Here is a 17,636-nt window from a genome sequence, read left to right on the forward strand (position 1 = left end):
TTCACACCGTTTCCTGATTATTTTGATGTTTGCTTTGCTGCAGACGCTGCTTTTCTTTTTCTACCTGCTGTGAGCGCCAAATATTATTCAATACGTGAACCATCGCCTTGGCGGAGGATTCGACGATGTCGGTCGCCAGGCCTACGCCGTGGAAGCGGCGGCCGTTGTAGGACACCACGATATCCACCTGGCCCAGCGCGTCGCGGCCCTGGCCCTTGGCGGTCAGCTGGTATTTCACCAGTTCGATAGGGTAATCGGTGATGCGGTTGATCGCCTGGTAGACCGCGTCGACCGGGCCGTTGCCGGTGGCCGCTTCGGCTTTTTCTTCGCCGCCGCAGATCAATTTCACCGAGGCGGTGGCCATAATGCTGCTGCCGGACTGCACGCTGAAGTAATCCAGGCTGAAATGCTCCGGCTCTTCCTGCTGCTTGTTAATGAAAGCCAAAGCTTCCAGATCGTAATCGAACACCTGGCCCTTCTTGTCGGCCAGCTTCAGGAAGGCGGCGTAAAGCGTGTCCAGGTTGTAGTCCTGTTCCTGATAGCCCATCTCTTCCATGCGGTGTTTCACCGCCGCGCGGCCGGAACGTGAGGTCAGGTTCAGCTGCACGTCTTTCAGGCCGATCGACTGCGGGGTCATGATTTCGTAGTTTTCGCGGTTCTTCAGCACGCCGTCCTGATGGATGCCGGAGGAGTGGGCGAAGGCGTTGGAACCGACGATGGCCTTGTTGGCCGGGATCGGCATATTGCACAGTTGGCTGACTATCTGGCTGGTACGGAAGATTTCCTGGTGGTTGATGTTGGTGTGCACGTTCATGATGTCCTGGCGCACCTTAATCGCCATGATCACCTCTTCCAACGAGCAGTTGCCGGCGCGTTCGCCGATGCCGTTCAGGGTGCCTTCGACCTGGCGTGCGCCGGCCTGCACCGCGGCGATGGAGTTGCCGACCGCCATGCCCAGATCGTCGTGGCAGTGTACGGAGATGATGGCTTTGTCGATGTTCGGCACCCGGTCGTACAGGGTGGTGATGATGCCGCCAAACTGGTTCGGCGTGGTGTAGCCGACGGTGTCCGGGATGTTGATGGTGGTGGCGCCGGCGTTAATGGCGGCTTCGACCACCCGACACAGGTTGTCGATCGGCGTGCGGCCGGCGTCTTCACAGGAGAATTCCACGTCGTCGGTGTAGTTGCGAGCGCGTTTGACCGAGCGCACCGCCATCTCCAGCACTTCATCGAACGAACGCTTCAATTTCGATTCGATGTGCAGGGTCGAGGTGGCCAGGAAAACGTGGATGCGGAAGGCCTCGGCGACGCGCAGCGCTTCGGCGGCCACGTCGATGTCTTTATCTACGCAGCGCGCCAGCCCGCAGACGCGGCTGTTCTTGATTTGGCGGGCGATGGTTTGCACGGATTCGAAGTCACCCGGCGAGGAGACCGGGAAGCCGACCTCCATCACGTCGACGCCCATTCTTTCCAGCGCCATCGCAATCTGAATCTTTTCTTTGACGCTCAGGCTGGCCTGCAGCGCCTGTTCACCGTCGCGCAGCGTGGTATCGAAAATAATGACTTGTTGGCTCATCGGGGCGTTCCTTATCGTGTTGATTTCACGCTAAGCGGGTAAAAAAAAACCCGCGCAGTAGCGCGGGTTTTTTATGGGGGATGGGCTGAATCAGCTCCGAATTCCATCCACCGGCATACCGCGCAAACAAGATGCGTTAAGTAGTAGGCCTAGTAGACGTTGAGTACGGATCATGAGGGTTCAGCTTCTCTTAATTTGTGTGTTGCCTAATTTGATACGTGATTGGCTTGGCGATGTCAACACCTGATTGAATGCGCGGGCAAGGCGGCGTCGATAAATTGGCGTCGGGGGAAAGTAGAGGATAGTTCGGTGAAAAAGCCTCTGGTCAGAGAAAAAACAGGGGGCGGTTTGCGCGCTGCTTAGCATAAACGAATCGAATATATACGGCGGCAATTGCTTCTGTTCCTCATTGGGTTAAAATTTATGGGAAGCAATAAGAGGTGCCGGCTGCGGGGAATAGGCTGTTTTTTATTGTTTTAGTAAATGATTTAAATAAAATGTATATATTTTATTTATTGCTTTAAGAATAACCCTCCCATAGCTGCGCCTTTACATACGTTATTGATGGGTTTTTAAGTAGTTTGATTGTTCATGATGTGTTTTTATAGTCTGGATTATTAATCCGGGGCCGGTTTTATAGCTTCATTGTTGTTGCTACCTATTTATTAGTACGGAATTGGCTGGGTACCTCTCGGTTGAGTGAGGGGTTTCTGATATGCGCCCTATATTCGTTTTATACCATGACATTTATCGACAGAATTGAAGGGTGCTGGTTGTGTCGTGTGGGAATAAATCAATGCGGCTTATCATTGTTTCTCCTACATAGGGATTGGATTATCTACACAGGATTGAGTGGAGTGAAATATGGCTGAATACGATTCAGAAGTGACCATGGTTAAAGAACCGTCGGATATTCATTTGCGCAGCGTCGATCTTAATTTGTTGACCGTTTTTGACTCTGTTATGCAAATGCAGAATATTACGCGAGCCGCTAATTCGTTGGGAATGTCGCAGCCGGCGGTGAGCAACGCCGTTGCGCGCCTGAAGGTGATGTTTAACGACGAACTGTTCGTGCGCTGCGGGCGCGGGATCCAGCCCACCATGCGCGCCAGACAACTGTTTGGGCCGGTACGCCAGGCGCTGCAGCTGGTGCAAAATGAGCTGCCCGGCGCCGAGTTCGAACCCTTCACCAGCGCGCGGGTTTTCTCGTTGTCGCTGTGCAGCCCGCTCGATTTACGCCTGGGAGCGAACATAATCAACCATGTTAAACAGATCGCGCCTCAGCTTAATTTACAAATAAAGTCATACATTAACGATAACATAGAACATCAATTGCGTTATCAGAATGTGGAATTCGTCATCGGCTACAGTCATTTTGAATCGGCGGAATTCCGCAATATAGCATTATTTGACGATGAGTTAGTGCTGGCGGTGGCTCAGGAACATCCGCGCATGACCGACGGCGTTACGCGGGATCAGATTTTAACGGAACAACATGCGGTAGTTTCTCTGGAAAGTTTCGGATCGTTCAGCAAACCTTACTATACCGATGAATTTATGCAGCGCGCGGTTATTCAACAATGCACTGACTTATACAGCGTATTGAATATGGTTTCCCTTACGGAGATGGTCGCCATTGCTCCGGCATGGCTGGTGCGACAGCAGGCGGCCTCACTGAAAATAAAAGCGCTGCCGTTATGGCGGGAAGAAAGTAAGGCGACCTGCTATCTGTCCTGGCATGATTCTTCGGAGAGAGATAAAGGGCATCAATGGATGAAATCCGTCCTGGCCGAAGCGGGGGCCCATAAATAAACCGGCGGTTGATTATTTCCAGGGCGTGATAATAACCATGATGATGGAGGAGACGTGACGAAAAGGTAAGAACTATCTGTGCTTTTATTAAGATGTTTCTTGGCGATAGGGTGATGCTTTAATAGTTTTTGACGTTGCCATGATGAATTTATGAGAAACAGTTAATATGAAGTTATATTCTGCTCCTGCCATTTTTACTGGTGTTTTTATCTGATGTTAAAGATCGGCCCGCAGGGGCCGCATTTTGTTGCCGGCATAAAACCTTTTCACCGCCCCTTTGTCCAATCTGTAGGTGCGGTGAGGGTTGCTAAAGTTTTGGCTCACACCTCTACGCTGAAAATGCTTTTCCCGCTGTCAGAGAGTAGGTAGACTGCGCGAAAAAAAGTAAACACGTGTAAGCTGAGATGCAGGGCGAAAGGCCCTTCGAGGCTAACTGTTTGATTCATTTCAGGCTCAGAGCGCTATGATCAATAATCTGCTGCAATACCATCTGACTCATCGTATACAGCACCAGGCTTCCCACCGCGCCGATCGCACAGCTTTTCGCCAATGGTCTCCCCAGGGAGAGACGCAGCTTAGCTGGCGGCAGGCCGATATGCACATTACCCGCATCGCCAGCGCGTTGCTGGCGCTGGGCGCCGAAGTTCAGGAACGTATCGCGATATTTGCCAATAACAGCATGGCCTGGTCGTTGGCCGATTTGGCCATTCTGCAGCTGCGTGGGGTCAGCGTGCCGCTGTATGCCACCAATACGCCGGCCCAGGCGGCCTTTATCATTAATGACGCTGATATTCGCATCCTGTTCGTCGGCGAGCAGGCGCAGCTGGATGCGGCGATCGCTCTGCGCGGCGTGTGCCCGCAGTTGAGCCACATTATCGCGTTCGATGACGGTGTGGATCTGCGTGGCTGTGAGATTGCCCGGCACCTGAACGCCTTTGAGCGGGAAACCGAGCCGGCGGCGTATCAAGCGCAGCGGCTGCAGCGCATCGCAGACTGCTGCCTGGAGGATCTTTTCACGCTGATCTACACCTCGGGCACCACCGGTGAGCCCAAGGGCGTAATGCTGGATTACCGCAACCTGGCGGCGCAGCTTTATCTGCACGATGAGCGCCTGACGGTAAATGACGAAGACGTCTCGCTCAGCTTCCTGCCGCTATCGCACGTATTTGAACGCGCCTGGAGCTTTTTCATTATGCATTCCGGCGCGCAAAACGTGTATCTGCCGAATACCGATTGGGTGCGCGAGGCGATGGCGCAGGTGCGCCCGACGCTGATGTGCGCGGTGCCGCGTTTCTACGAGAAGATCTTCAGCGCGGTACAGGAAAAGGTGGCGCGGGCCCCCTGGCTGCGCCGCGCGCTGTTCCATTGGGCGATCGTCTGCGGTGAACGCAAGTTCCTGCAGGAGCGCGCCGGTAAACCTCTGGGCAAGCTGTTTGTGCGCTCTCACCGCTGGGCCGATAAGCTGGTGCTGAGCAAGCTGCGCGGCATTCTTGGCGGACGGGTGCGATTCCTGCCTGCGGCGGGCGCCAAGCTGGATGACAACGTGATTCTGTTTTTCCAGGCGATAGGCGTCAACATCAAGTACGGCTACGGCATGACCGAAACCTGCGCCACTGTTTCCTGTTGGGAAGAGGGCACTTTCCGCTTTGGCTCTATCGGCAAGCCGCTGCCGGGCGTAGAGGTGCGCATTGGCGAGGAAAATGAGATCCAGCTGCGCGGGCCGATCGTTATGCGCGGTTATTTCAACAAACCGCTGGAAACTGCCGCTTCTTTTACCGCCGACGGCTGGCTGAAGACCGGCGACGCCGGCGCGATCGATGAAGAGGGCAACCTGTTTATTACCGAACGCCTGAAAGATTTGATGAAAACCTCCGGCGGCAAGTATATCGCGCCGCAGATGCTGGAGGGTGCGCTGGCGCAGGATCGCTTTATCGAACAGGTGGCTATCATCGCCGATGCGCGCAAGTTTGTTTCCGCGCTGATCGTGCCCTGCTTCGAATCCCTGGAAGAATATGCGAAGTCGATCAATTTGAAATATCAGGATCGGCTGGATCTGCTGCGCCACAGCCATATCATCGAGATGTTCGAGCACCGCCTGCGCGATATGCAAAAGGAGCTGGCGCGCTTCGAGCAGGTGAAGAAGTTTACCCTGCTGCCCGCGGCCTTCTCGATGGAGCTGGGCGAGCTGACGCCGACCCTGAAGCTGCGCCGCAAGGTGATCCTGCAGCGTTACCGGCGTGAAATAGATTCGATGTACGCAGAGCAGGCCTGAAACCGCCGCCGGCCCTGTCCGGCGAAAAAAACGGCAGATTCTCCGCCTGATATAGTTCTGTAATTCCCTACCGGTTTGAAACAATGCCTAGCCTGATCGCCACAGGGCTAGCGCATTGTTTTTATAAAGCGCCAATCTCCAGCCGCTTGGCAATAACCCTTGCATCGCTAAGCCATTTTGCCGTTTGCCTGCCCCATATTCTGACGTTATGTTAATCAGTTATAGTCAATCCATAAAAACGTTGGGGCATTAGCCCGCAGCAGGCGCCACGTTCCGGCGCCAGACAAGAATAAGCAAGCCTGGAGGCAAACCCATGGAGATGTTGTCAGGAGCCGAGATGGTCGTTCGATCGTTGATCGATCAGGGCGTTAAGCACGTATTCGGCTATCCGGGCGGGGCGGTACTCGATATCTACGACGCCCTGCATACGGTTGGGGGAATCGATCATATTCTGGTGCGCCACGAGCAGGGAGCGGTACACATGGCCGACGGCTATGCGCGCGCCACCGGTGAAGTCGGCGTGGTGCTGGTGACCTCAGGCCCTGGCGCCACCAACGCCATCACCGGTATCGCCACCGCCTATATGGACTCCATTCCGATGGTGGTGCTGTCAGGCCAGGTTCCCAGCTCGCTGATTGGCTACGACGCCTTTCAGGAGTGCGACATGGTGGGGATCTCGCGTCCGGTGGTGAAGCACAGCTTCCTGGTGAAGCGCACCGAAGACATTCCCGGCGTGCTGAAAAAAGCCTTCTATCTGGCGTCGACCGGCCGGCCCGGGCCGGTAGTGATCGACCTGCCGAAAGACATCGTCGGCCCGGCGGTCAGGCTGCCTTACGCCTACCCGCAAGAGGTGAGCATGCGCTCCTATAACCCGACGGTGCAGGGGCACCGCGGGCAGATCAAGCGTGCGTTGCAAACCATTCTGGCGGCCAAGCGGCCGGTGATGTACGTCGGCGGCGGGGCGATCAACGCGGCCTGCGACGCGGAACTGCTGGCGCTGGCGGAAAAGCTCAACCTGCCGGTGACCTGCACCCTGATGGGGTTGGGCGCTTTCCCCGGCACCCACCGTCAGAGCGTCGGCATGCTCGGCATGCACGGCACCTATGAAGCCAACAAGACCATGCACCACTCCGATGTGATTTTCGCCGTCGGGGTGCGTTTCGATGACCGCACCACCAACAATCTGGCCAAGTACTGCCCAGACGCCACCGTGCTGCACATTGATATCGACCCGACCTCGATTTCCAAAACGGTGGACGCCGATATTCCGATCGTCGGCGACGCCAGGCAGGTGCTGACCCAGATGCTGGAGCTGCTGGCGCAGGACGATAAAACGCAGGACCTCGATGCGCTGCGCGACTGGTGGCGGTCTATCGAACAGTGGCGCGCGCGCGACTGCCTGGGCTACGACAAGCACAGCGGCACCATCAAACCGCAGGCGGTGATAGAAACGCTGCATCGCCTGACCAAGGGGGACGCCTATGTGACCTCCGATGTGGGCCAGCACCAGATGTTCGCCGCGCTCTATTACCCGTTCGATAAGCCGCGCCGCTGGATCAACTCCGGTGGCCTCGGCACCATGGGCTTCGGCTTGCCGGCGGCGCTGGGCGTCAAGCTGGCGTTGCCGGACGAAACCGTGGTGTGCGTAACCGGCGATGGCAGCATTCAAATGAATATCCAGGAGCTGTCCACTGCGCTGCAGTACAATCTGCCGGTGGTGGTGGTGAACCTGAACAACCGCTATCTGGGCATGGTGAAGCAGTGGCAGGACATGATTTACTCCGGCCGTCACTCGCAATCTTATATGGATTCACTGCCGGACTTCGTCCGGTTGGCGGAGGCTTACGGCCATATCGGCATCGCCATTCGCACGCCGGACGAGCTGGAAAGCAAGCTGGCGCAGGCGCTGGCCGAAAAAGAACGGCTGGTGTTTGTCGACGTGACCGTCGATGAGACCGAACATGTTTATCCAATGCAGATCCGCGGTGGAAGCATGGACGAGATGTGGTTAAGCAAAACGGAGAGGACCTGATCATGCGCCGTATTTTATCTGTATTGCTGGAAAACGAATCCGGGGCGTTATCGCGCGTGGTTGGGCTGTTCTCTCAGCGCGGTTATAACATTGAAAGCCTGACGGTGGCGCCGACCGACGATCCTACGCTGTCGCGCATGACTATCCAAACCGTTGGCGATGAAAAGGTGCTGGAGCAGATCGAAAAGCAGCTGCACAAGCTGGTGGACGTGCTGCGCGTCAGTGAACTGGTGCAGGGCGCCCATGTCGAACGCGAAATCATGCTGGTGAAGCTGCAGGCCAGCGGCTATGGCCGCGAAGAAGTGAAGCGCTGCGCCGATATCTTCCGCGGCCAGATCGTTGACGTCACCGCCACGCTTTACACCGTTCAGCTGGCGGGCACCAGCGACAAGCTGGACGCCTTCCTGAACGCGGTGCGCGAAGTGGCGGAGATCGTGGAAGTGGCGCGCTCCGGCGTGGTCGGCGTATCGCGCGGCGACAAAATCATGCGCTGAAGTCTGGCTCAGTATAATCTGAGGGCGCGGCCCGGCTGCACCCTCAGATTTTCGGCGTTTTTTGCCCGTTTGCTGGCACCTTTCGGCAAAAGCGGTTGCTCGGCAGTGTTTTCTGCTGTTAGATCGCAGAGGCTGGATTGAATAACCGCACGGGATGCGATGGTTAATCCGAGCCCAGCTTACTCTTCTATTTTCAGCGTCATTAAGGGGTTAACGTGAAACTGGATGAAATCGCGCGTCTCGCGGGCGTTTCGCGCACCACGGCCAGTTATGTCATCAACGGCAAGGCGAAGCAGTATCGTGTCAGCGATAAAACCGTCGACAAAGTGATGGCCGTGGTCAGGGAGCACAACTATCACCCGAATGCCGTCGCGGCTGGGCTGCGCGCCGGGCGAACCCGTTCCATCGGGTTGGTGATACCGGATCTGGAAAATACCAGCTATACCCGCATCGCCAACTATCTTGAGCGCCAGGCGCGTCAGCGCGGCTATCAGTTGCTGATCGCCTGTTCGGAAGATCAGCCGGATAACGAAATGCGCTGCATTGAGCACCTGCTGCAGCGCCAGGTAGACGCGATTATCGTTTCCACCGCGTTGCCGCCGGAACACCCGTTTTATCAACGCTGGGCTAACGATCCGCTGCCGATCATCGCACTGGACCGTGCGTTGGATCGCGAGCATTTCATCAGCGTGGTGGGCGCCGATCAGGAAGACGCCTTTGCGCTGGCGCAGGAGCTGCGCACTTTTCCGGCGGAGTCGGTGTTGTATCTGGGGGCGTTGCCGGAGCTTTCCGTCAGCTTCCTGCGTGAGCAGGGGTTCCGCCAGGCCTGGCAGGATGACCCGCGCCATGTCGACTATCTTTATGCCAACAGCTACGAGCGCGAAGCCGCCGGCGCGTTGTTTGCCGAATGGCTGAAAACGCACCCGATGCCGCAGGCGCTGTTCACGACTTCGTTCTCTTTGCTGCAGGGAGTGATGGACGTTACGTTGAAGCAGCGTGGCCGCTTGCCGACCGATCTGGCGATCGCCACCTTTGGCGACCATGAACTGCTCGACTTCCTGGAGTGCCCGGTGCTGGCGGTGGCGCAGCGTCATCGCGACGTGGCTGAACGGGTGCTGGAGCTGGTACTGGCCAGCCTGGACGAGCCACGCAAACCGAAACCGGGCCTGACGCGCATTCGCCGCAACCTGTTCCGCCGCGGCAGCCTCAGCCGCAAGTAATCTGCATTATCTTCACGGTGCCCGTTTGCCGGGCGCCGTGAATAACCTCACGCGTACCCCGCAAGCATTTGCTGCCGCCGGCGCCAACGTTCCCCCCGGTGCTGACGCGAAGCGATTAAAATCCAACTTTCAAAAAAGTACATTAAAAACAATATGTTGAGATTTTTTGGTTTCAGCGGAGGAATTTTGCAGAAAAAATTGTGGGAATTAAGGTGCAAGAAAATGAAACCATAATTGTAAACAGGTATTTTGAGAATAATCTTACCGAATTGATTTGAATCGAAATTAGCTCTCCTCGTAATATCCGAGCCATTTATTTTTTCTGTGGTCTCATCATTAGCGCTGCAATTGAAGTAAAATAGCGCGCGGTTCCGTCGGCAATAACCGTTGAGCGTTATTAACTCAAGGGCTTATGGCATATTCCGCCGCCGATTGTGCTCAGCGCCGGGCCTTGGCCGACGCGGCCCGCCGCAGGATACAGGCATGCGATTGCCGAGCTGAAAAATGAGACATCGATTGCAGAAGGAAGTAATGAGTTAATTAATCGCCAATTTGTCAGGTTTTTAATCAGGCTCTTTCCGCTAAGAAAATTCTCTCCGTTTATCATGGTGTTAATTTTTAATCGTCGAATAAATAGAGTTCCTTTCGCGAGTCAGCTCCCAAAATGACCAGAGAAATATTGCCAAAGCGCAGCCGCTCTGGCTTGACAAGGTTTTCATACCCTCCGTAAACTCCATTATGTGGGAATTTGTGGGGTAAAGTGGTGAAAACGGTCATGAAGGGGTAGCTCAGGAATGTTCCGTGGAGCAACGATGGTCAACCTCGACAGCAAAGGGCGGCTTGCCGTACCAACCCGATATCGGGATTTGCTGAACGAGGAATCGCAAGGCCAAATGGTTTGTACCATTGACCTCCATCAGCCCTGCCTGCTGCTTTACCCGCTGCCCGAATGGGAAATTATTGAACAAAAATTGTCTCGTCTGTCGAGCATGAATCCCGCCGAGCGCCGCGTTCAGCGCTTGTTATTGGGGCATGCCAGTGAGTGTCAGATGGATAGTGCCGGTCGATTGCTGTTGGCAAGTACGCTCAGACAGCACGCCGGGCTTACTAAAGAAGTGATGCTGGTCGGGCAGTTCAACAAGTTTGAACTGTGGGATGAACAGACCTGGTATCAACAAGTCAAGGATGATATTGACGCTGAACAGTCGACTCAGGAACCGTTGTCTGAGCGGCTACAGGACTTGTCGCTATAAGCATGTTGGAAAACTATAAACACACCACCGTACTGTTGGATGAGGCGGTTAACGGCCTCAACATCCGCAGCAACGGCACATATATCGACGGTACTTTTGGCCGCGGTGGCCATTCGCGTCTGATTCTGTCCCAACTGGGGCCGGAAGGACGCTTGCTGGCAATTGACCGCGACCCTCAGGCGATTGCAGCCGCTGAATCTATTGACGACCCTCGTTTTACCATCGTACACGGCCCATTTTCCGATTTGTCACACTATGTGCGGGAACGCGAACTGGTGGGGCAAATTGACGGTGTTCTGCTCGATCTGGGCGTTTCTTCGCCGCAGCTGGACGACGCGGAGCGCGGTTTCTCCTTTATGCGCGACGGCCCGCTGGACATGCGCATGGACCCTTCCACCGGCCTGTCCGCCGCCGAATGGTTGATGAAAGCCGAAGCCGACGACATCGCCTGGGTGCTGAAAACCTTTGGCGAAGAGCGTTTCGCCAAGCGCATCGCCCGCGCCATCGTGGAAAAGAATCGGGTTGAGCCGATGACGCGCACCAAGCAACTGGCCGATCTGATCGCCGACGCCAGCCCGTTCCGTGAGAAGCACAAGCATCCGGCAACGCGCAGCTTCCAGGCGATCCGCATTTATATCAACAGCGAGCTGGAAGAGATCGAGCGCGCGCTCGACGGCGCGCTGGAAGTGCTGGCCCCCGAGGGCCGTTTGTCGATCATCAGCTTCCACTCGCTGGAGGATCGCATCGTCAAACGTTTTATGCGCCACCACAGTCGCGGCGCCCAGGTGCCGGCCGGTATTCCGCTGACCGAAGAGCAGCTGCGCGGCATGGGCGGGCGGACGCTCAAAGCGCTGGGCAAGATGATGCCTTCGGACGCTGAAGTGGCGGAAAACCCACGCGCCCGCAGTTCGGTGCTGCGTATTGCCGAGAGGATGCCCGCGTGATCGGTAACGAACGTCACGGCCTGGTCGGGGTGATTGGCGGCGACCTGCTGCGCAACGCCAAGATCCCATTGATTTTACTGGTTGCTTCGCTGGTCTCCGCCGTTTTTGTGGTGACCACCGCCCACCGCACCCGCCTGCTGACCGCCGAGCGCGAGCAGCTGGTGCTTGAGCGGGACGCGCTGGATATCGAGTGGCGCAACCTGATTCTGGAAGAGAACGCCCTCGGCGATCACAGCCGGGTTGAACGTATTTCGACTGAAAAACTGCAGATGCAACATGTTGATCCATCGCAGGAAAATATCATCGTTAAACAATGAATGGTTTAACCGGAATAATGACACGGAGTAGAAAGGAAACGCATGAAAGCAGCGCGCCCCGGTAAGTTGAAACGCCAGGAAGATCAGGCCAGCTTTGTAAGCTGGCGTTTTGCGTTGCTGTGCGGCTGTATTTTGTTGGCGCTGGTGGGGTTGATGCTGCGCGTGGCCTACCTGCAGGTCATCAATCCGGACCGCCTGGTGAAAGAAGGCGACTTGCGCTCGCTGCGCGTGCAGGAGGTGCCGACCTCGCGCGGCATGATCAGCGATCGCGCCGGACGGCCGTTGGCGGTGAGCGTGCCGGTCAACGCTATCTGGGCGGATCCTAAGGAGCTGAACGAGCGCGGCGGCATTACGCTGGACAGCCGCTGGAAGGCGCTGTCCGACGCGCTGAATATCCCGCTGGATCAGCTCTCCAACCGCGTTAACGCCAACCCTAAAGGGCGCTTCGTCTATCTGGCGCGCCAGGTCAATCCGGCGGTCGGCGATTACATCCGCAAGCTGAAGCTGCCGGGGATTCACCTGCGCCAGGAATCGCGCCGCTACTACCCGGCCGGGCAGGTCACCTCGCACATCATCGGCGTGACCAATATCGACGGCCAGGGCATCGAGGGCGTCGAGAAAAGCTTCGACCGTTGGTTGACCGGGCAACCGGGCGCCCGAACGGTGCGGAAAGACCGTTTTGGCCGGGTGATCGAAGACATTTCCTCGGTCGACAGCCAGGCCGCGCATAACCTGGTGCTGAGCGTCGATGAACGCCTGCAGGCGCTGGTGTACCGTGAATTGAATAACGCCGTGGCCTTCAACAAGGCCGAGTCCGGCACCGCGGTGTTGATCGACGTGAACACCGGCGAAGTGTTGGCGATGGCCAACAGCCCGTCTTACAACCCGAACAACATGGCCGGTACGCCGAAAGACACCATGCGTAACCGCGCTATCACCGATATTTTCGAGCCTGGTTCCACCGTGAAACCTATGGTGGTGATGACGGCGTTACAACACGGCGTGGTGAAAGAAAACAGCGTGCTGAACACCATTCCTTTCCGCATTCAGGGCCACGAAATTAAAGACGTGGCGCGCTACGCGGAGCTGTCGGTAACCGGGATCTTGCAGAAGTCGAGTAACGTCGGTGTTTCAAAGCTGGCGTTAGCGATGCCGTCCTCGGCGTTAGTAGATACTTACTCTCGTTTTGGACTGGGAAAGGCGACCAATTTGGGGCTGGTCGGAGAAAGCAGTGGCATATACCCAAAAAAACAACGGTGGTCTGACATAGAGAGGGCCACCTTCTCTTTCGGCTACGGGCTAATGGTAACTCCGTTACAGTTGGCGCGAGTCTACGCAACGATCGGCAGCCTGGGCGTGTATCGCCCATTGTCGATCACCAAGGTTGACCCTCCGGTCGCCGGCGAACGCGTTTTCCCTGAACCTCTGGTGCGCACCGTGGTGCACATGATGGAAAGCGTAGCCCTGCCGGGCGGCGGCGGCGTGAAAGCCGCCATCAAGGGATACCGTATCGCCATTAAAACCGGTACCGCCAAAAAGGTCGGTCCGGACGGCAAATACGTCAACCGCTATCTCGCTTATACCGCCGGCGTCGCGCCGGCCAGTAACCCCCGTTTTGCTCTGGTGGTGGTCATCAACGACCCGCAGGGCGGGAAGTACTATGGTGGCGCAATTTCCGCGCCGGTGTTTGGCGCCATCATGGGCGGCGTATTGCGCACCATGAACGTCGAACCGGATGCGTTGCCTACCGGTGATAAAAGCGAATTAGTGACTAACAAAAAAGAGGGTTCAGGTGGCAGATCGTAATTTGCGCGACTTACTCGCCCCGTGGGTGCCGACGGCGCCCGGGCGCGCGCTGCGGGAAATGACATTAGACAGCCGTATCGCGGCTGCCGGGGATCTGTTTGTCGCCGTTGCCGGCCACCAGACGGATGGACGCCGCTATATTCCGCAGGCCATCGCGCAGGGCGTCGCCGCCGTGATAGCCGAAGCTGACGGCCAGGCCGCAGACGGCGCCATCGTCGAAATGCACGGCGTGCCGGTTATCTACCTGAGCCAACTGAACCAGCGCCTTTCCGCGCTGGCCGGGCGTTTTTATCATCAGCCCGCCGAGCGTCTGCGCCTGGTCGGCGTGACCGGCACCAACGGCAAAACCACCACCACGCAGCTGCTGGCGCAGTGGAGCCAACTGCTGGGCGAAACCAGTGCGGTGATGGGCACCGTCGGCAACGGCCTGCTCGGGCAGGTGTGTCCGACAGAGAATACCACCGGTTCCGCAGTGGATGTTCAACATGTATTAAACGATCTGGCTGAGCAGGGCGCGACCTTCGCCGCCATGGAAGTGTCTTCCCACGGGCTGGTTCAGCACCGGGTAGCGGCCTTGCCGTTCGCCGCAGCGGTGTTCACCAACCTGAGCCGCGATCACCTGGATTACCACGGCGACATGGCTAATTACGAAGCGGCCAAATGGTCGCTATTCGCCGGCCACGAGGTGGGCCAGGCGATCATCAACGCCGATGACGAAGTGGGTCAACGCTGGCTGAGCAAGCTGCCGGATGCGGTGGCGGTCACCATGCAGGGCAACCTGCAGCCGGGTTGCCACGGCCGTTGGCTGAAAACCACGGCGGTTCGCTATCACGACAACGGCGCCACCATTCGCTTCAGCTCCAGCTGGGGCGACGGCGAGATTGAAAGCCGCCTGATGGGCGCCTTCAACGTCAGCAACCTGCTGTTGGCGCTGGCGACGCTGCTGGCGCTGGGCTATCCGCTGGAGCAGCTGGTGGAAACCGGCAGCCGCCTGCAGCCGGTCTGCGGCCGGATGGAAGTGTTTAACGCGCCAGGCAAACCGACGGTGGTGGTGGATTACGCCCACACCCCGGATGCGCTGGAAAAAGCGCTGGAAGCGGCGCGCCTGCACTGCCAGGGGCAGCTGTGGTGCGTGTTCGGCTGCGGCGGCGATCGCGACAAAGGCAAGCGCCCGCTGATGGGCGGCATCGCAGAACAGTTCGCCGATCGCGTGGTGATTACCGATGACAACCCGCGTACCGAAGAGCCTAAGGCCATCATTGCCGATATTCTCGCCGGGCTGCTGGATGCCGGGCAGGCGCTGGTGATCCACGGCCGCGCCGAGGCGGTGACCAGCGCCATCATGCAGGCGCAGGAGCAGGACGTGGTGCTGGTGGCGGGTAAAGGCCACGAGGATTACCAACTGGTGGGTAACCGCCGTCTGGATTACTCCGACCGCACCACGGTCGCCCGACTGCTGGGGGTGCTGGCATGATCCCTGTCTCTCTTCAGGCACTGGCTGAGGTATTGAGCGCTGAGCTTTACGGCGCCGATTGCCAAATTGTTGAGGTGACGACAGATACCCGCAAGGTGACCGAAGGTTGCCTGTTTGTGGCGCTGAAAGGCGAGCGTTTTGACGCTCACGATTTTGCTGCTGATGCCATAGCCGCAGGCGCCGGGGCGTTGCTGGTAAGTAAGCGCTTATTGGTGGACGTGCCGCAGCTGGTGGTGAAAGACACTCGTCTGGCGCTGGGGCAGCTTGGCGCCTGGGTGCGTCAGCAGGTGCCGGCGCGCGTTGTGGCGCTGACCGGCTCCTCGGGCAAGACATCGGTAAAAGAAATGACCGCCGCCATTCTGCGTGAATGCGGTGAAGTACTTTATACCGCCGGCAACTTCAACAACGATATCGGCGTGCCGCTGACGCTGCTGCGTCTGCAGCCGCAGCATGATTTTGCCGTGATTGAGCTGGGCGCTAACCATATTGGCGAGATTGCTTACACCACCGCATTGACGCGTCCGCAGACCGCTCTGGTGAATAACCTGGCGGCTGCTCACCTGGAGGGTTTCGGCTCATTGGCCGGGGTCGCCCAGGCGAAAGGTGAAATATTTACCGGCCTGCCGGCCGACGGCGTGGCGATCATCAACGCCGACAACAACGACTGGCCGCACTGGCAGAGCATGCTGGGCGGCAAAACCGTCTGGCGCTTCTCGCCGCAGGCGGCGGAAGGCGTGGACTTCTTTGCCGGCGACGTGCGGGTTAACGGCGCGGGCACGCAGTTTGTGTTGCACAGCCCGTTTGGCCACGCCGAGATAGCGCTGCCGCTGCCGGGCCGCCACAACGTAGCCAACGCCCTGGCGGCGGCCGCGCTGGCGATGTCGGTGGGCGCCACCCTCGAGGCGGTGCGCCAGGGGCTGAAACAGCTGGAAGCGGTGCCTGGGCGTTTGTTCCCGATCGCGCTGGCGGCAAACAAGCTGCTGTTGGACGACAGCTACAACGCCAACGTCGGGTCGATGACCGCGGCGGCGCAGGTGTTGGCGGAGATGCCGGGCTACCGCGTGATGGTGGTGGGCGATATGGCCGAGCTGGGCGCAGAAGCGGAAGAGTGTCATCGTCAGGTGGGCGAAGCCGCCCGTCTGGCCGGGGTAGACAAGGTGATCAGCGTCGGCGGTTTGAGCCAGGTGTTGAGCGCGGCGTCCGGCAACGGCGAACATTATCAGGACAAGGCAGCAGCGACCGCGCGCGTAGCGGAGCTCCTGTCGGAACATGCGGTAATTACCGTGTTAATCAAGGGTTCACGTAGTGCCGCAATGGAGCAGGTAGTACGCGCGTTACAGGAGAATGCACCATGTTAGTGTGGCTGGCCGAACATTTGGTCAAGTATTACTCAGGCTTCAACGTCTTTTCCTATCTGACGTTCAGGGCCATTGTCAGCCTGCTGACCGCGCTGTTCCTTTCCCTGTGGATGGGCCCGCGGGTGATCAAACGCCTGCAGGAGATGTCCTTCGGCCAGGTGGTGCGCAACGACGGCCCCGAGTCGCACTTCAGCAAGCGCGGCACGCCGACCATGGGCGGCATCATGATCCTGACCTCCATCACCATTTCGGTGCTGATGTGGGCTTATCCATCCAACCCATACGTCTGGTGCGTGCTGTTCGTGCTGGTGGGTTACGGCATCGTCGGCTTTGTCGATGACTACCGCAAGGTGGTGCGCAAAGACACCAAGGGGCTGATCGCCCGCTGGAAATACTTCTGGCAGTCGGTGATTGCGCTGATTGTCGCATTCGCCATGTACGCCGTAGGAAAAGACACGCCAGCCACCGAGCTGGTTGTGCCGTTCTTTAAGGACATCATGCCGCAGCTGGGGCTGCTGTATGTGCTGCTGGCTTATTTCGTGATTGTCGGCACCAGCAACGCGGTCAATCTGACCGACGGGCTGGACGGCCTGGCTATCATGCCGACGGTGTTCGTGGCCGCCGGTTTTGCGCTGGTGGCCTGGGCGACCGGTAACATGAACTTCGCCAACTACCTGCACATTCCGTATCTGCGTCATGCCGGTGAGCTGGTGATCGTGTGTACCGCCATCGTCGGCGCCGGTCTTGGCTTCCTGTGGTTCAACACCTACCCGGCGCAGGTGTTTATGGGCGACGTGGGTTCGCTGGCGCTGGGCGGCGCGCTGGGCACCATCGCAGTGCTGCTGCGCCAGGAGTTCCTGTTGCTGATTATGGGCGGCGTGTTCGTGGTTGAAACGCTGTCGGTCATTTTGCAGGTGGGATCGTTCAAGCTGCGCGGGCAACGTATTTTCCGCATGGCGCCGATCCACCACCACTATGAATTGAAAGGCTGGCCGGAACCGCGCGTGATCGTGCGCTTCTGGATCATTTCGCTGATGCTGGTGCTGATTGGCCTGGCGACGCTGAAGGTGCGGTAATC

General features: G+C 57.8%; 14 protein-coding genes. 12 read left to right on the plus strand and 2 right to left on the minus strand.

The genetic code is table 11. The features are described 5' to 3' along the window. Position 1: 1 nt before the first annotated feature. Together leuA and leuL are read right to left on the minus strand one after the other, a co-directional pair. Entirely contained in the window at positions 2 to 1,576 is a 1,575-nt protein-coding gene (gene leuA, locus KHA73_RS03270) for a 2-isopropylmalate synthase (RefSeq protein WP_234588802.1), read from the minus strand. 90 nt (positions 1,577 to 1,666) lie between these two features. Beyond that, positions 1,667 to 1,750: a leu operon leader peptide gene (gene leuL, locus KHA73_RS24640; protein WP_380739776.1), complete on the minus strand. Its 84-nt coding sequence runs from the start codon at positions 1,748 to 1,750 to the stop codon at positions 1,667 to 1,669. Between the two features lie 690 nt (positions 1,751 to 2,440). Between leuL and leuO the strand changes: the two genes are divergently transcribed. The 12 genes from leuO to mraY all read left to right on the plus strand — a co-directional run bounded on the left by leuO (position 2,441) and on the right by mraY (position 17,634). Continuing rightward, entirely contained in the window at positions 2,441 to 3,388 is a 948-nt protein-coding gene (gene leuO / locus KHA73_RS03275) for a transcriptional regulator LeuO (protein ID WP_234588826.1), read from the plus strand. A gap of 463 nt (positions 3,389 to 3,851) precedes the next feature. Then, positions 3,852 to 5,660 carry an AMP-dependent synthetase/ligase gene (locus KHA73_RS03280; RefSeq protein ID WP_234588828.1) on the plus strand — a complete coding sequence of 603 codons (1,809 nt, stop codon included), beginning with the start codon at positions 3,852 to 3,854 and terminating at the stop codon, positions 5,658 to 5,660. Positions 5,661 to 5,973: 313 nt separating this feature from the next. Then, complete coding sequence (ilvI, locus tag KHA73_RS03285; protein WP_234588830.1) at positions 5,974 to 7,692, plus strand: acetolactate synthase 3 large subunit; 1,719 nt, start codon at positions 5,974 to 5,976, stop codon at positions 7,690 to 7,692. A gap of 2 nt (positions 7,693 to 7,694) precedes the next feature. Continuing rightward, positions 7,695 to 8,186, plus strand: coding sequence for an acetolactate synthase small subunit (ilvN, locus tag KHA73_RS03290; RefSeq protein ID WP_004950121.1), 492 nt, complete (start codon positions 7,695 to 7,697; stop codon positions 8,184 to 8,186). A gap of 215 nt (positions 8,187 to 8,401) precedes the next feature. Further along, complete coding sequence (gene cra, locus KHA73_RS03295) at positions 8,402 to 9,406, plus strand: catabolite repressor/activator (protein WP_234588832.1); 1,005 nt, start codon at positions 8,402 to 8,404, stop codon at positions 9,404 to 9,406. Between the two features lie 794 nt (positions 9,407 to 10,200). Beyond that, positions 10,201 to 10,659 carry a division/cell wall cluster transcriptional repressor MraZ gene (gene mraZ / locus KHA73_RS03300; RefSeq protein WP_061794955.1) on the plus strand — a complete coding sequence of 153 codons (459 nt, stop codon included), beginning with the start codon at positions 10,201 to 10,203 and terminating at the stop codon, positions 10,657 to 10,659. Positions 10,660 to 10,661: 2 nt separating this feature from the next. After that, positions 10,662 to 11,603, plus strand: a complete 942-nt coding sequence (gene rsmH / locus KHA73_RS03305) for a 16S rRNA (cytosine(1402)-N(4))-methyltransferase RsmH (RefSeq protein WP_234588847.1) — start codon at positions 10,662 to 10,664, stop codon at positions 11,601 to 11,603. Further along, the gene (gene ftsL / locus KHA73_RS03310; protein ID WP_234588848.1) at positions 11,600 to 11,920 is read left to right on the plus strand and encodes a cell division protein FtsL; all 321 of its coding nucleotides are present in this window, start codon (positions 11,600 to 11,602) and stop codon (positions 11,918 to 11,920) included. Before rsmH ends, ftsL begins: the two co-directional genes overlap by 4 nt. 42 nt (positions 11,921 to 11,962) lie before the next feature. Then, positions 11,963 to 13,726, plus strand: a complete 1,764-nt coding sequence (locus KHA73_RS03315; RefSeq protein ID WP_234588850.1) for a peptidoglycan glycosyltransferase FtsI — start codon at positions 11,963 to 11,965, stop codon at positions 13,724 to 13,726. Continuing rightward, positions 13,713 to 15,200, plus strand: a complete 1,488-nt coding sequence (gene murE, locus KHA73_RS03320; protein WP_234588852.1) for a UDP-N-acetylmuramoyl-L-alanyl-D-glutamate--2,6-diaminopimelate ligase — start codon at positions 13,713 to 13,715, stop codon at positions 15,198 to 15,200. Before KHA73_RS03315 ends, murE begins: the two co-directional genes overlap by 14 nt. Continuing rightward, entirely contained in the window at positions 15,197 to 16,558 is a 1,362-nt protein-coding gene (murF, locus tag KHA73_RS03325) for a UDP-N-acetylmuramoyl-tripeptide--D-alanyl-D-alanine ligase (protein WP_234588854.1), read from the plus strand. Before murE ends, murF begins: the two co-directional genes overlap by 4 nt. After that, on the plus strand, positions 16,552 to 17,634 hold the full coding sequence (gene mraY, locus KHA73_RS03330) for a phospho-N-acetylmuramoyl-pentapeptide-transferase (protein ID WP_061794961.1): 1,083 nt from the start codon (positions 16,552 to 16,554) through the stop codon (positions 17,632 to 17,634). The genes murF and mraY overlap by 7 nt, the downstream gene beginning before the upstream one ends. Positions 17,635 to 17,636 lie beyond the last annotated feature (2 nt).

The organism is Serratia entomophila (genome assembly GCF_021462285.1).
GTDB lineage: Bacteria > Pseudomonadota > Gammaproteobacteria > Enterobacterales > Enterobacteriaceae > Serratia > Serratia entomophila.